Source organism: Bradyrhizobium sp. SRS-191 (assembly GCF_024586915.1).
Classification (GTDB): Bacteria; Pseudomonadota; Alphaproteobacteria; order Rhizobiales; family Xanthobacteraceae; genus Bradyrhizobium.
The window spans coordinates 269175-285043 of sequence record NZ_JANBVS010000002.1 but is presented as its reverse complement, the minus strand read 5'-3'; the positions used below and the strand labels follow the sequence as shown (position 1 = coordinate 285043).

Annotated in this window: 7 protein-coding genes; 5 read left to right on the top strand and 2 right to left on the bottom strand. The window is 67.7% G+C overall.

The features are described from left to right. Positions 1 to 13: 13 nt before the first annotated feature. The 5 genes from NLR35_RS05125 to NLR35_RS05105 are packed head-to-tail and all read left to right on the top strand — an operon-like array spanning position 14 to position 11627. A complete protein-coding gene (locus NLR35_RS05125; protein WP_257165470.1) occupies positions 14 to 298 on the top strand; it encodes a hypothetical protein in 285 nt (94 codons plus the stop codon). Positions 299 to 301: 3 nt separating this feature from the next. Continuing rightward, entirely contained in the window at positions 302 to 2137 is a 1836-nt protein-coding gene (locus NLR35_RS05120) for an amino acid adenylation domain-containing protein (protein ID WP_257165469.1), read from the top strand. A gap of 50 nt (positions 2138 to 2187) precedes the next feature. After that, the gene (locus NLR35_RS05115) at positions 2188 to 9828 is read left to right on the top strand and encodes a non-ribosomal peptide synthetase (protein WP_257165775.1); all 7641 of its coding nucleotides are present in this window, start codon (positions 2188 to 2190) and stop codon (positions 9826 to 9828) included. Next, entirely contained in the window at positions 9825 to 10724 is a 900-nt protein-coding gene (locus NLR35_RS05110) for a class I SAM-dependent methyltransferase (protein ID WP_257165468.1), read from the top strand. Before NLR35_RS05115 ends, NLR35_RS05110 begins: the two co-directional genes overlap by 4 nt. A 12-nt stretch (positions 10725 to 10736) precedes the next feature. Next, on the top strand, positions 10737 to 11627 hold the full coding sequence (locus NLR35_RS05105; protein WP_257165467.1) for a class I SAM-dependent methyltransferase: 891 nt from the start codon (positions 10737 to 10739) through the stop codon (positions 11625 to 11627). Here the strand turns inward: NLR35_RS05105 and NLR35_RS05100 are convergent. After that, a complete protein-coding gene (locus tag NLR35_RS05100; protein WP_257165466.1) occupies positions 11615 to 12457 on the bottom strand; it encodes a methionyl-tRNA formyltransferase in 843 nt (280 codons plus the stop codon). The two genes, NLR35_RS05105 and NLR35_RS05100, sit on opposite strands and share 13 nt — an antisense overlap. Before the next feature lie 259 nt (positions 12458 to 12716). Beyond that, on the bottom strand, positions 12717 to 15857 hold the full coding sequence (locus NLR35_RS05095; RefSeq protein ID WP_257165465.1) for an efflux RND transporter permease subunit: 3141 nt from the start codon (positions 15855 to 15857) through the stop codon (positions 12717 to 12719). Positions 15858 to 15869 lie beyond the last annotated feature (12 nt).

The window sequence follows — 15869 nt, the reverse complement described above, 5'->3', positions numbered from 1 at the left end:
AAGGACCAGACCGATGACCGAGGCTCACGACAAGGACGACGCGACCGTCGATGCTGCAACCCTTGGACTGAAGACGATCGACCTCCAGCCGCTGCTCAACTACGCGCAGGCCGCCATCAACCAGGTGCTCGGGCCGCTGCTGGCCGGACGCGCCGAGAGCGCGCAGATCATGCGCAAGCATATCCTGCGCAGCGAGGCCGAGTTGCTGCGCGGCCTGCTCGCGGTGGTCGAGAAGGAAGAGCAGCGCGCCGACAGCGGCCCCAAGGAGCGCCGTCCGCAACGCGTTCCGGTCGAGTAGGATATGGCCGGGATCATGGGCGGGATCGGCCCGCGCCTGATCGTCGCCCCCGAGCTGTCGCTAGCCTGGCACGACCACCCGGAGCCGGAGCGCGGCAGTATTGGCGATTTGGTCCGCAGCGCTGCGGCGCGCTCGCCCGACGTGCCGGCGCTGATCAGCGCCGCCGGCACCATGACGTATGGTGAGTTGATTGCTCGGGCCGATCATGTTCGCACCACCTTGATCGCCCGCGGCGCACGGCGCGGTGACCTTGTGGCCGTGCTCTCAGGCCGTGACCTTGATCTGCCGGCGCTGCTGCTCGGCGTGCTCGATGCTGGCTGCGGCTATGTTCCGATCGCGCCGCATTATCCCAAGGCTTTCACCGAAAGCGTGCTCGCGACGGCACAGCCGGCCCTGATCGTCGTGGCCGCCGACACGGCACAACAGCTTGGTCCGCAATGGCGCGACCGCGTCATCGCAACTGATGCCCTTGCAAGCGCGGGAGCAGTGCCGCCACCAGCCGCCCGCACCTCCGATACCGCCTATGTGATCTTCACATCGGGCTCGACCGGCCGTCCCAAGGGCGTCGTTGTCCGCCATGAGAACGTCACGCGGCTGATGGTCTCGTCGAGCTACGTCACGCTAAACAACAACAGCGTTGCGCTGGCCTTGTCTCCCCCCAGCTTCGATGCCGCCGTGTTCGATCTCTGGCCGTTCCTCGCCGCGGGCGCGCGCGTGGTGCTGCATTCGAATGAGCCGCCGACCCCCGACAATATCGCCGACCTAGTGGGCCGTCATGGAGTCACGACGGCGTTTATCACGACCGGCCTGTTCAACCGGATTGCCGAAGATCGCCCCGATGCGCTCGCCGGGGTCGAGGTCCTGACCGGCGGCGAACGCGGCAGCGCGGCGGCCGCCCAGCGGGTGCTCAATGCCGGCGCGAGCGCCGTCGTGCATTGCTACGGGCCGACGGAGACAGCGGTCTTCACGACGACCGCACGGTTCACCGCAGCTGCGCCTCCCAGCGAGCCATTCTCGATCGGCGGGCCGGTCGCCGGCACGGCCTGCTACGTCCTCGATTCCGATCTGCACCCGGTCGCGCTCGGCACGGAGGGCGAGCTCTGGATCGGCGGCGAGGCGGTCACGACGGGCTATCTCGGTGATGCCCAGCTCACACGCGAACGGTTTCGGCCCGATCCCTTCCGCCCCGGCGGGCTGATGTATCGCAGTGGCGACGGTGTCTGCATGCAGCGTGATGGATCGCTCGTCTTCCTCGAACGTCTCGACGAGCAGCTCAAGATCAGGGGTCATCGCGTCGAGCCCGGCGCGATCGCGCGCCACCTCGAGGCCATCGAGGGCGTACGCGGCGCGATCGTGCTGGCGGCCGAGCTGTCGCCGGGCGATGTTCGGCTTCATGCGTTCGTGACCATATCGGCTGCTCGCGGCCCTGCCGAGGCCCAGCTTCGATCGCAGCTGCAGGCCGAGCTACCCGCCGCCATGGTGCCGTCGCGCTTCGTGATCCTGCCGTCGTTTCCTTTGTCGGCCAACGGCAAGATCGATCGCGACGCGCTGCTGTCGCGCCTGCGGGCGGACGCAAGCAGCGAGATGGAGTTCGATGATCCCAATGAGGCGGCGGTCGCGGCGCTGTTCACCTCCGTCCTGAAGCTGACGCCGTCCGGCGCCGACGACGACTTCTTCGATCTCGGCGGCGATTCCTTGTTGGCGATGCGCCTGCTCGGACAATTGCGCGCGCAGCTCGACTGGCACGGGACGTTGCAGGACCTCTATGCCGACGCGACGGTGCGGGGGATCGCCCGTCGTCTGGCTGATGTGGCGGCCTTCGAGGCGGGCGTGTTGTGACCGCAGGCTCCCTTCTCGCAACGCTTCGGAGCCGCGGCGTCGTCCTGTTCATGGACGGTGAGCAGTTGCGCTTTCGCGCCCCTGCGGGCGCGCTGAGCGAAGAGCTGCGCCAGTCAATCGCGGCACACCGGACCGACATCATCGCTCATCTGCGTGACGCGTCGCGCCTCTCGGCTGCTGAGAAGCGACTGTGGTTTGCCAGCCGGCTTGCGCCCGACGAGGCCCTCTACAATGTCTCGGCGGCCTATCGCATGACGGGCCGTCTCGACGTCCCCGCCCTCGAAGCCGCCTTCGGCGATGTCGTCGCCGCACATGATGCCCTGCGCACCGGTTTTCATGACGTCGATGGCGAGCCCGTTCGTTTCATTGCCGCAGCCTGTCGATTTCAGATCACGAGCCTTGATCGTTCGGAGGTCGCCCGCCATGAGCGCGACTCCGTCGCGCGCGATCTCGCCTCTCGCCTCACACAACAGCCGATCGCGCTGGATCAGCCGCCGCTCGTCAAGGCCGCTCTGATCCGCTTCGCCGAAGACGATCACGTCCTCATTCACCTGATCCATCACATCGTCACCGATGGCTGGTCGCACGCCGTGTTTTGCCGCGATCTGGCGTCGGCCTATCACGCGCGGCTGAATGACCAGACGTGGCAAGTCCCGCCCCGCCCTGTCATGGCTCCCCCCTCGGTCACTGTCCGCAGGACCGCACCGGCGCGATTGCCGGACGCAAGCCCCGCGCCGGTGCCGCACGACGCGATCCGCCCGAGCGGCCGGCGCTTCGGTGGCCACACGCTGGCCGCACGAGTTCCGTCCCGCTTGCACGCGCGTTTGCGCGCCTTCGCCCGTCAGCACCGGACCAGCGTCGCGACCACGCTGCTGGCGGTCCAGATGCTGCTCGTTGCCCGTCTATCGGCAAGCCCGACGCCAGTCATTGCAGTGCCGGCCGCGGGTCGCCGCGATGCCGCGCTGGCCGAGCAGATCGGCTTCCATGTCGACACCCTGATCGTCAGCGCCGATTTCAACAGCACGATGCGCTTTGTCGATCTGCTCGGCCAGGTTCATGACGATCTCGCTGCTGCGCTCGACGCCTCGCGCGATGAGGCGACCAGCGAACCGTCGCTCTCCGCCCTGCTCGCTGATCCCGCGCTCACGAGCTTCGCCTATCAGGCCACCCCCGACACGCCGCTCGCCTTGGACGGCATTGACGTCAGCACCATCGGCTTTGAGCGCGGCACCACCCGCTTCGATCTCGAACTTCACGTCTGGCCGCTCGCCGGCCACGCCACGTCGGCCCTGCTGGAACCCGCTCCCGACAGCGAGATTAAGCTGACGGACAGCGACACAGCCGATCAGGACGGCCTGCGGCTGATGCTCACCGCGCGCAGCGACAGCTTTACGCGCCGCGGCGCCGCGCGCTGGCTACGCCGCTATGTCCATCTGCTCGATGTCTGCCTGGCTACACCCGAGAGTCACGTTGCGGACCTGCCGCTGGACTCGCCGGCCGATCTGCTGGCCCAGCGGCAACTGCTGGAGCGGCCACGCGCGCTGCCCGGCGGCGACACCGGACTCGCCGCCCGCTTCGCCGCGATCGCTGTCGCGCAGAGCCAGCGTATCGCCGTCGAAGGCGATGACGGCCGGACGCTGAGTTATGCCGCACTCGACTTCGCCAGCTGCACCCTTGGTGAACGGCTGGTCGCTGCCGGTATCGGTCTCGGCGATATCGTCGGTGTGGCCACCGAGCGCTCGGTCGATACCATCGTGATGCTGCTTGCCGTCATCCGTGCCGGCGGCGCCTATCTGCCGCTCGATCCGGCGCTGCCGCCGGCGCGGCTCGAACTGATGCTGAAGCAAGCCGGTGTTCGCCATATCGTCACCACAGCCAGGCTGCGCGACGTCTTCATCGGAGTTCAAGTCTCTCTCGAGATTGTTGTTGCAGACGATGCTTCGGGCGAGGTCGCCGACGCGTCGCTGCCCGCACCCGAACTGATGGGGGCCGGCAGCCCGGCCTATGTCAACTTCACCTCGGGCTCGACCGGCACGCCGAAAGCGATCCTGGTGCCGCAGGGCGCGGTCGCCAACCTGGTGCTCGACACCGACTACGCCGCGCTCACGCCCGAGGATCGCATCGCCCAGGCCGCGCCGCTCTCGTTCGATGCTGCGACCTTCGAAATCTGGGGCGCGCTGCTCAATGGCGGCTGCATCGTCCTGGTGGACAAGCACACCTTGCTCGATGCCGAGGCGCTCGCCCGCGACCTGAAGGATCGCGCGATCTCGGTGATGTTCCTCACCACGGCCCTGTTCAACCAGCTTGCCCAGTCGAAGCCTGCTGCATTGGCGCCGTTGCGCCTCGCGCTGTTCGGGGGCGAGGCGGTCAACGCGGATCATGTCCGCAGCGTGCTCGCGGCAGGTCCCCCCGGCCGCCTGCTCCACGTCTACGGGCCGACGGAGACCACGACCTTCGCGACCTTCCATCCGGTCGAGCAGGTCTCCGATCGTGCGGCCACCGTGCCAATCGGACGCCCTTTGCCCGGCGTGATCTGCCGTATCGTCGATGCCGAGCTGAGGCCAGTCCCAGCCGGCATGCCAGGCGAACTCTGCATAGGCGGCAACGGCGTCGCCAACGGCTATCTCGGCGACTCCGCCGCCACCGACGCTCGTTTCGTCACCGCCCGGGATGGCATCAGGCTCTATCGCAGCGGCGATCTCGCACGGCTCGATCCCGAGAACAACATCGAGTTCGTCGGCCGCCGCGACAACCAGGTCAAGATCCGCGGCCATCGCATCGAGGTCGAGGAAGTCGAGCTGGCGCTTGCACGACATCCGGCCGTGGCTGAGGCGGCCGTCATCGTGCGCGGCGACGGCGAGCAGAAGTCTCTGGAAGCCTTGGTCACCCTCGACGATGAGAGCACCGAGCCCCTTTCCGTCCTGCGCTGGCTGCGACAGGAGCTGCCGGACTACATGATCCCATCCCGGATCACGCAGATTGCGCGCATGCCGGTCAGCGATCACGGCAAGATCGACCGGGCGGCGCTGCGTCTCATCACGCTGGCGCCACCGACGCTCCTGACGGATCACGACGCAGCAGGCGATCTCGAAGCCGAGATCATCGCGATCTGGTCGCAGCTCTTGGCCCACCCGATCCGGCGCGACAGCGACTTCTTCGAGCATGGCGGACATTCGCTGCTCGCCACCCGCGTGATCTCGCAGCTGGCGCAACGGCGCGGACTCGCCGTGCCGTTGCGGCTCGTGTTCGAGCAGCCGACGCCGCGCCTGCTCGCCGCCGCCATCGCGCTGAGCGCTCCAACGGCGCCGGTCCGCGAGGTGATCGCCGGCAGGGCCGCGCCTGGCGCCGCGCCGCTGTCCTTTGCGCAGCAGCGGCTCTGGTTTCTCGAACGTCTTGACCCGGGCACGGCCGGCTACAACGTGCCGATCGCCTATCGGCTCGATGGGCCGCTCGACATCGCCGCACTCCAGCTCGCGCTCGATGCCATCATCGCCCGCCACGAGCCGCTGCGCAGCCGGATGGTGGAGTGCGACGGGCAATCCGTGCAGGAGCCCCTGCAGCCGATGCGCTGTCCGTTGCACTTGGTCGATCTCCGCGATCGACCGGACGCCAGCGAGCAGGCGCGCGCGCTGGTTGCGGAGGCGGCGCTCGAGCCTTTCGACCTGACGCAACCGCCGCTGCTGCGCGCCACGCTCGTCCGGATCGCCACCGACAGCGCCGTGCTAGCGCTGGTGATGCATCACATCGCCTGCGACGGCTGGTCGCTCACCGTGCTGGCGCGCGAGCTGTCGCTGCTGATGAGCGGCGCCACATTGCGTCCGTTGCCGCTGCGTTACGCTGATTTCGCAACATGGCAGCGCGACTGGTTTTCCGGCGCTCGCGCGCGTGAGCAGCTCGAAGCCTGGTCGGCCCGCCTTGCCGATCTGCCCGAGCTGCGCCTGCCGCTCGATTGTCGCCGTCCGACGAGGCAGTCCTATCGCGGCGGCATCGTGCCGATCACCATCGACGCCCAGACGACGGCGCACCTGAAAGCGCTGTCCGAGCGCTGCAATGCGACTCCCTTCATGATTTTGATCGCGATCTACGGCGCCGTCATCGGCCGCGCCGGCGCACAGGAGGATTTCGCGGTGGCGAGCCCGATCGCCAATCGCCACCGCCACGAGACTGAGGATCTGATCGGCTTCTTCGTCAACACGCTGGCGCTGCGGCTCGACCTGTCGGGCACGCCGTCGCTCGAAACGCTGATCGCGCGCGTGCGCAATGTCGCGCTGGAGGCCTACCAGCACCAGGACATGCCATTTGAGCAGTTGGTGGAACGCCTGCATCCCGATCGCGATCCCGCCCGCAATCCGCTGGTTCAGGTCGCATTCGCGCTGCAGAACGCGACCGACGACCGCCTCGCTCTGCCCGGCATCGAAGCTTCGCCATTCCCGGTGGACATCCGCACCACGCGGTTCGACATCGAGACTCATTTGTTTGAACGCGACGGCGCCATCGAGGGTCTGCTGGTCTATGCCACCGATCTCTTCACGGCGGCCACAGCGAGACGTCTCGCTGCGCAGTTCACCACGCTGCTGACGGCCGCGCTGGACGCACCCGCCGCTCCCTTGGCCTCGCTCGTCCTGGCGCTGCCGTCTGATCTGCAGATGCAGCAGCGGGCGTTGGAGCGGCCGCGCGCGCTGCCGAGCGGCAGTGCCGGGCTGGCCATCCGCTTCCAGGCGATCGCGACGGCGCATGGTGATCGTATCGCCGTCGAAGGCGATGACGGCCGAGCGCTGAGCTACGCTGCGCTCGACACAGCGAGCCGCGTGCTCGGCGAGCAATTGGTCGCAGCCGGCGTCGAGCTTGGCGACATCGTCGGCATCGCCGCGGATCGCTCCATCGAAACGATTGTCATGCTGCTCGCCGTCATTCGCGCCGGCGGCGCCTATCTGCCGCTCGATCCTGCCCTGCCCGAGGCACGGCTTACGCTGATGCTGACGCAGGCCGGTGTCCGCCATGTCATCACCACGGCCGCATTTCGCGACGTGCTCAGGCGGATCGATGAATCGCTCGGCATCGTGATCCCGGGCGACATGGACGAGCGCATCCGCGCGGCGCTGCCCGCGCCGGATCTGATCGGCGCCGACAGCCCGGCCTATGTCAACTTCACCTCCGGCTCGACCGGGACGCCCAAGGCGATCCTCGTGCCGCAGGGCGCAGTCGCCAATCTCGTTCTCGACACCGACTACGCCGCGCTGAGGCCTGACGATCGCATCGCGCAGGCCGCCCCGCTGTCGTTCGATGCCGCCACGTTCGAGATCTGGGGCGCGCTGCTCAATGGCGGCTGCATCGTTCTCGTCAACAAGCAGACCCTGCTCGATCCCGATGCGCTCGCACGATGTCTGAAGGCGCGTGCGATGTCGGTCATGTTCCTCACCACGGCGCTGTTCAACCAGGTCGCCCAGCTGAAGCCTGCAGCCTTCGCATCGCTGCGGCTCGTGTTGTTCGGCGGCGAGGCGGTCAATGCCGACCATGTCCGCAGCGTGCTCGCGGCCGGTCCGCCGGCCCGCCTGCTGCACGTCTATGGGCCGACGGAGACCACGACCTTCGCAACGTTCCATCCGATCGCGGAGCTCACCGAGCGTGCCGCGACCGTGCCGATCGGACGGCCGCTGCCGGGCGTCATCTGCCGCATTCTCGACGCCGATCTCAGGCCCGTCCCGGCCGGCATGCCCGGCGAGCTTTGCATCGGCGGCAACGGGCTCGCCAGCGGTTATCTCGGCGACACCGAGGCGACCGAGGCTCGCTTCGTCACGGCGGCCGACGGCACCAGGCTCTATCGCAGCGGCGATCTCGTGCGGCTCGATCCGGATGACAATATCGAGTTCGTCGGGCGGCGCGACAATCAGGTCAAGATCCGCGGCCACCGCATCGAGATCGAGGAGATCGAGCTCGCGCTCGCCCGTCATCCCGCGGTCGCCGAGGCCGCCGTCGTCGTGCGGACGGCAGATGACGACAAGTTCCTCGAAGCCTTCGTCACGCTCAAGCCGGACATCGCGACCGTGCAGCACCAGCAGCATGGCCAGGCGTTCGTCTCCGACTGGCGCGAATTGTACGAGATCACCTATGCTCCTGCCGCCGATGCGGCGGATGCCGATCTTGCCGGCTGGCACGACAGCTACACGGGCCGACCGATCGCAGTCGCCGAGATGCGCGAATGGCAGGCCAGGACGACCGAGGCGCTGCTGGCGCTGAAGCCGCGCCGCGTCCTGGAAATCGGCTGCGGCACCGGGCTGCTGCTGCGCGGCCTTGCCGGTGTGGTCGCATCCTATCACGGCACCGACTTCTCTCCGCCGGCGGTGGCCGGCACCCGCGAACTCGTGCGCCGCAACGGCTGGAGCCACGTTACCATCGAGCAGCGCGAGGCCGATGATTTCGCCGGCCTGCCGCTGCAGCATTTCGATCTCGTCATCCTCAATTCGATCGTCCAGTACTTCCCGAGCCGGGACTATCTGCGCCGCGTGCTCGACGGCGTCTTCGCCTGCCTCGCGCCATCAGGCCGGATCTATCTCGGCGACATCAGGTCGCTGCCCCTGCAGCGCCTGTTCGCCGTCTCCGTCGAGGCGCGGCAGCATGCGCTCGGCGGACCCGCCATTCTCGCCCGCGCCGCCAATCGCATCCGCTTCGACAAGGAGCTGGTGCTCGATCCTGCCTTCTTCACCAACGTCGCCGCCGCGCATGGCGCAACGGTCCGGCTCGTCGCCAAGCGCGGCATGGCGACCAATGAGCTGACCAAGTACCGCTACGAGGTGGAGCTCGAGACGGGTGCCACTCACTCGTCGCCTCCCGCCGTCAGGATGGCCTGGACCACACTCGATGCCGCCGATCCGGTCACCGCGATGATCGCTGCCGCGCATACGCATGGATCGGTTTGCATCACCGGCGTGCCTGACGGCCGCCTGACGGACGATCTTGAGCTGCTTGCCTCCATCGATCCCGATGCGCCGCCGCCCACCCCGGCCCTGCATCCCGAGCAGCTCGCGCAGGCCGCGGCTGCCGCTGGCTTGGCGGTGGAATTTGCGCTGTCCGAGCGTGCCGGCGACGGCGTGTTCGACGTGCTGATGTATCCGCAAGGCAGCCCTCGTCCCGTCTCGCCCCTGGAGGTCTCGCGGGCAACGAAGCCATGGGCCGAGCTGTCCAACGATCCGCTGCAGACCGCGCTCGGCCGCAGTATCGGGCCCGAGCTGAAGCTGCATCTCGGCCGGCTGCTGCCGGAGTACATGATCCCCGCCCAGATCGCGGTGATCGAGCGGATGCCGCTGGCCCGCACCGGCAAGATCGACCGTCGCGCGCTGCCGCCGATCGCAGCCGCCTCCGAGATGAATGAGGCGGCAGCGCCGGCCGGTGACGCCGAGCATGCGGTCCATGCGATCTGGCAGGAGCTGTTGCAGCGCGAGCGCATCGACCGCACCACCAACTTCTTCGATGCCGGCGGCCACTCACTGCTGCTGGTGCGCCTGCTCCATCGCATCAACAGCCATTTCGGCCGCGAGCTTGCGCTGATCGACCTGTTTCGCGCCACCACGATCGCCGACCAGGCCAGGCTCACGACCGAGGAGAAGGCCGCGGCAGCTGAAACTCAGGATGTCGACGATCGCGCCGAGCGCCGCCGCCATGCCCTCGTCGACCGCAGGCGGAGCCTCCGATGAACTCGCACGATGCCATCCCGCCTGCCGGTCTTCGCGACCGTCTTGGCGACCGTCTTGGCGACCGCCTCGGCGTTGCACCGGCGCAGCTGAAGTCGCGCGTCATCGACTTCTACAATGGTCTCAACACCTATCTCTCCGACGGCAGCCTCGATGGCTATGTGCAGTTCTTCAACTGGGGCTACCTGCCGGTCGAGGGCCGGCCCGACGATTGGAGCGGCAGTCTGCCGGCCGCGATGCTCGATCGCCACGCGGTGCGGCTGGTGCTGGAGCTGCTCGGGCCGCTCGGCGTCGATGGTCTCGACGTGCTCGACGTCGGCTGCGGCCGTGGCGGCACGCTGGCGGCGCTCGCCGCGCGGTTTTCGCCGCGCAGCCTCACGGGTGTCGATATCAACCCGACGAGCATCGCGCATTGCCGTCAGGCCCACGCCGATCCGCGCCTGCGCTTCTTCCAGGGCGACGCGGAGGACCTCGCCTTCGGCGACGGCACCTTCGATCTCGTCACCAACATCGAATCGTCCAACGCTTATCCGGACATCGACCGCTTCTACCGCGAGGTCAATCGCGTGCTGCGGGTCGGCGGCCATTTCGCCTATACCGACCTGCTGCAGCCGGCGCAGTTCGCGCATGCGCGCGATTTCCTCACCACCAACGGCTTCGTCATCGCGGCCGATCGCGACATCACCGCCAACGTGCTGGCCGCGCGGCGCGAGGCAGCGCAGGTGCAGCTGCGTGCCTTCAATGCGCAGGAGGCCGACGCGGCCGACCCGACGCGCGCCGCCCTGATGAGCTACTTCCTCGCGCCGGAAGGCTCCGAGTTCTTTGACAGCATCGAGGACGGCCGCTTCGAATATCGCATCCTTCGCCTGCGCAAGGTCGCCAACTGCATCGAGCTGTAGCGAGACCACCCTATGTCCGACCACGACGCCTACGACCTGCCTGACAAGGCGACTGAGCCCGAGGCTTTCAAGTCGCGCATCCAGCGCTTCTACGGCTATTGGAACCGGCGCGTCGACGGGCTGCCATTCGGCGAGGTCAGCCTGTTCATGAACTGGGGCTACCTGCCGTCGGGGCAGGATGAAGCCCGCCTGCTGCCCAGGCCCGATGCCGTCAATGCCAGCTCGGTGCGGCTCATCCTCGAACTGGTCGGCGACACCGATCTCGCCGGCCGCGACGTGCTCGATATCGGCTGCGGCCGCGGCGGCACCGTGCACACGCTGCTGAACTACTTCAAGCCACACGAGGTCACCGGCATCGACCTCACGCCGGAGAACATCGCTTTCTGTCGCCGCGCGGTCGATGCGCCGCGCAGCCGCTTCCTCGAGGGCGACGCCGAGCAGCTGCCGTTCGCCGACCAGAGCTTCGACGTCGTGACCAATGTCGAGAGCTCGCACTGCTATCCGCACGTCGCGCGGTTCTACGCGGAGGTGGCGCGGGTGCTGCGGCCGGGCGGTACGTTCCTCTACACCGACGTGTTCGAGCGCGACGACGTGATGGCGCGGCGTGCCGAGATGGGCGCTTGCGGGCTCGACGTGCTCGGCGACCGCGATATTACGACGAATGTGATGCTGGCCCGCGCCGCCGAAGGCGAGGCGCAGTTCGCAGGCTTCGGCGCCGCGGCGCCGGCCGAGACGGATGATGTCACGGCGCAATCCGATGCCCGCGTGCTCGATCTCATCATGGCCCGCCCCGGCTCGGAGATGCAGGTCGCCATGACCGACGGCCGCCTCTCCTACCGCATCCTGCGCGCGCGCAAGCGCGAGAGGCTGGCGAGCCGGCTGCGCGGCCCTCATCGCGGCTGATCACCCGTCAGCTCCGCGCCGACCAGCTTGACCAACGGCAGCGCCGGCGGGCGCTCATATGCCGTGATGCGGACAAGCCCATCCGCAGCCGCCACCAACAGCTCATCGTCACCGGCCGCGATCACCTGTCCGGCCGACGCGGGTTCAGCGGCGATATCACTCGCCTCCGCGCGCCAGATCAGCAGCGGCTCACTGTGACCGGCGATGAAGCTGCGTGCGGGCTTGAACGGACTGAGCGCACGCAGCCGCCGCAGCACGGCTTCGCGCGGCTCGGTCCAGCGCAGCACGTCATCATCCGGCTTCAGCTTCCCGAAATAGCGCCGCGGCCCCGTCCCCGGCGCGCCGCGCTCGCCGGCCAGCACGGCCAGCACCGCCTCGCGATAGAAGCCGACGGCCCCCTCACGCAGCCGCTCCTCGACCACATCCCGATACGGCTCATCATCGATCGCGATGCGGCGGGTGCGGATGATCGGGCCATCGTCGAAGGCGGCGCTCATCAGATGGGCCGTCTGGGTGATCGCCGGCCAACCCTCAACGATGGCTGCGAACACCGGCTCGAGGCCGCGTGCGCCCGGGATCTCGCCGGGATGCAGATTGAGAACGCCGAGCCGCGGCAATTCCAGCACATCCTGCGAAAATCGCTCGGGATGCCCCCAATTCACGTAGAGGTCGGCGCGCAGCAGCCGCAGCCGCTCGATCGTATGCGGATCATTGATCGACGGTCCGACATCGCACACCGGCAACCGGCGCGCAGCAGCACGCCGTTCGACTCCGCGACCGAGCCCGCCGCGCGGCGGCACGATCGCGCAGACTTCGCAGCCATCGGCCATGAGAGCATCAGCAAGTTCGAAGCTCGGCATTGAACTGCCGAGAATGGCGATCCGCGTTGCGGCCACTGCGTCACTGCCCCCGAATGCCGACCATGACAGCTCCTCAGCCCTTTCTTCGCTGCTCTCGTTCCCTGAGGGTCAAAAGCCAAGGGGCACCGCAAACCGGACCATGAACACGCCGAGAGGCGTGTTCATGGAGAGGATACCACGAGCCGAGACGGGCAAGAACCGGCGTCTCGGCATCGTGCAGGCCAGGCCCTCAATGCGCCGCCGATGGCACCTCCTCTTTGGTCGCAGAGACCGCCGCCTTGTCGCGCGTGAAGAAGCGGATCACCATGACGAAGAACACCGGCACCCAGAACACCGCCAGGAAGGTGGCCGTGATCATGCCGCCGAGCACGCCGGTGCCGAGCGCCTGCTGGCTGGCGCCGCTCGCGCCGGTCGCGATCACCAGCGGCACGACGCCGAGGATGAAGGCCAGCGACGTCATGATGATCGGCCGAAAGCGCAGCTCGCAGGCCGTCACCGTCGCCTCGATCAGCGGCGTGCCGCGGGCGCGCAGGTCCTTGGCGAACTCGATGATCAGAATAGCGTTCTTCGCGGACAGGCCGATGATGGTGATGATGCCCACCGTGAAGTAGACGTCGTTGGGCAACCCGCGCAGACAGGCCGCGGCGACCGAGCCGATCAGGCCGAGCGGCACCGCGAGCATGACGGCGAACGGGATCGCCCAGCTCTCGTACAGCGCGGCGAGACACAGGAAGACGAACAGGATCGACAGGCCGAGCAGGAACGCCGCCTGCGATCCCGCAAGCTTCTCCTGCAGCGACTGGCCGGTCCAGGCGTAGCCGAAGCCCTTCGGCAGAGTGCCCATCAGCCGCTCCATCTCCGCGATTGCGTCGCCCGAGGTGTAACCCGGCTTCGGGTTGCCGGTGATGCGCACGGACGGATAGCCGTCGAAGCCGACGACCTGGGTGGGCCCCACGGACCAGGCGATGCGAGCGAATGACGAGAACGGCACCATCTCGCCGGCACTGTTGCGCACGCTGTAGGTCAGCAGATGCTCGGGCTTCGTCCGCTTGTCGTCGTTGGCCTGGACCACGACACGCTGCATGCGGCCGAGGTTCAGGAAGTCGTTGATGTAGTTCGAGCCGAGGCTGGTCGACAGCGCGCCGTTGATCGCCGCAAAGGTCACGCCGAGCGCCGCCGCCTTGGCGCGGTCGATCTCGAGACGAACCAGCGGCGCCGGCGGCAGCCCCTCGACGCTGAGCTTGCCGAGCACCGGCGAGGTCGCGGCGGCCGCGAACAGCTGGTCCTTCGCCGCCATCAGCGCGTCATAGCCCCGCTGCGAACGGTCCTGCAGGCGGAAGCTGAAGCCCGAGGTGTTGCCGAGATTGTCGATCGGCGGCGGCGCCAGCACCGACACCTCGCCGTCGCGGATCTTCGCCAGCTCCGGATTGAGACGCGCGATCAAGGCATCCGCGCTCTCGTTGCGGCCACGCTCCGACCAGTCCTTCAAGGTGACGAAAGCCTGCGCCGTGTTCGAGCCCTGGCCGTAGAAGCTGAAGCCGGAGATGAACGACACCGTGTCGATGCCGGGGGTCTCGGCGAGCGTCTTTTCGGCAGCCTTGATCACGTCGAGCGTACGGTTGGTGCTGGCGTCGGCCGGCGTCAGCACGTCGACCATCACGAAGCCCTGGTCGTCGACCGGCAGGAAGCCGCCCGGCAGGCGCCACAGCGAATAGCCGAGCCCGGCCAGCAGCAGCACGTAGATGATCATGAACCGGCCGCCGCGCGCCACGACCCAGCGCGTCGCACCGGTATAGCGCTCCGTCACTCGCCCGAACCAGCGGTTGAACCAGCCGAAGAAGCCGCGCTTGGCATGGCCATGGCCCTTCTCGATCGGCTTGAGCAAGGTCGCGCACAGCGCCGGCGTCAAAGACAAGGCGAGGAAGGCGGAGAAGCCGATCGACACCACCATCGAGGCCGAGAACTGCTGGTACATGATGCCGACCGAGCCGGGGAAGAAGGCCATCGGCACGAACACCGCCATCAGCACCAGAGTGATGCCGATCACCGCGCCGGTGATCTGCTCCATCGCCTTGACGGTCGCCTCGACAGGCGACAGCCCCTCCTCCGCCATGATGCGCTCGACGTTCTCGACGACGACGATGGCGTCGTCGACCAGGATGCCGATCGCCAGCACCATGCCGAACATGGTCAGCACGTTGATGGAGAAGCCAAGGCTGAGCAGCACCGCACAGGTGCCGAGCAGCGCGATCGGGACGACGATGGTCGGGATCAGCGTGTAGCGGATGTTCTGCAGGAACAGGAACATCACCAGGAACACCAGCACAACGGCTTCGCCGAGCGTCATCAGCACCTTCTTGACCGAGGCGGCGATGACCGGGGTGATGTCGTAGGAGACCTCGTATTTGACGCCGGGCGGGAAGAAGCCCGCGAGCTCGGCCATCCGCGTCTTGACCGCCTTGGCGGTCGCGAGCGCATTGCCGGTCGGCGCCAGTTGCACGGCGACGGCGGCCGCCGGCTTGCCGTCGAGCCACGAGGAGAAGGCGTAGGTCAGGCCGCCGACCTCGATCTTCGCCACGTCGGACAGCTTGACGTTGGAGCCGTTGAGATTGGCCCGCAGCACGATGTTGCCGAACTCCTCCGGCGATTCGAGCTGGCCCTTGACCAGCACCATGTTCTGGGTGCGCTGGGTCGATGGCGACGGCGGGACGCCGAGGATGCCGGAGGCAACTTGCGAATTCTGCGCCGCGATCGCGGCGTCGACGTCCTGCGCGGTCAAGCCGAGGCCGAGCAGCTTGTCGGGATCGAGCCAGATCCGCATCGCGCGCTCGGTCGCAAACAAGCGGGCGCGGCCGACACCGGGCACACGGCGCAGCTCCGGCAGCACGTAGCGGGTCGCAACGTCGCCGAGGCCGATCTCGTCGAGGCTGCCGTCGGTCGAGGTCAGCGTGACGAATTGGAGGATCGCGCTGCTCGCCTCGAGAATGACGACGCCCTGCTTGCGCACGGCCTCCGGCAGGCGCGGCTCGATGCGCTTGATGCGGTTCTGCACGTCGACGGCGGCGAGCTCGATGTCCGTGCCGGGCTTGAACTGCGCAATGATCTCGACCTCGCCCGTGGTGTCACTGGTCGACTCGTAGTTCAGAATCCCGGCGGCGCCATTCAGCTCCTCTTCGATGAGGCGGGTGACGCTGTAATAGAGGTTCTCGGTCGAGGCGCCCGGATAGGACGTCGAGATCGAGATCGAGGGCGGCGCGATGATCGGATATTGCGCGACGGGCAGGAACGGAATCGCCAGGATGCCGCCGAGACAGATGAAGATCGCCACGACCCAGGCAAAGATCGGACGCGCGATGAAGAAGCGTGACATGAAAATGGTCTC

Excerpts from the sequence above, each read along its gene's own strand:
- NLR35_RS05100 (WP_257165466.1), bottom strand. The coding sequence starts at position 12,457 with ATGGCCGATGGCTGCGAAGTCTGCGCGATCGTGCCGCCGCGCGGCGGG.
- NLR35_RS05120 (WP_257165469.1), top strand. The coding sequence starts at position 302 with ATGGCCGGGATCATGGGCGGGATCGGCCCGCGCCTGATCGTCGCCCCC.
- NLR35_RS05105 (WP_257165467.1), top strand. The coding sequence starts at position 10,737 with ATGTCCGACCACGACGCCTACGACCTGCCTGACAAGGCGACTGAGCCC.
- NLR35_RS05125 (WP_257165470.1), top strand. The coding sequence starts at position 14 with ATGACCGAGGCTCACGACAAGGACGACGCGACCGTCGATGCTGCAACC.
- NLR35_RS05115 (WP_257165775.1), top strand. The coding sequence starts at position 2,188 with ATGGACGGTGAGCAGTTGCGCTTTCGCGCCCCTGCGGGCGCGCTGAGC.
- NLR35_RS05095 (WP_257165465.1), bottom strand. The coding sequence starts at position 15,857 with ATGTCACGCTTCTTCATCGCGCGTCCGATCTTTGCCTGGGTCGTGGCG.
- NLR35_RS05110 (WP_257165468.1), top strand. The coding sequence starts at position 9,825 with ATGAACTCGCACGATGCCATCCCGCCTGCCGGTCTTCGCGACCGTCTT.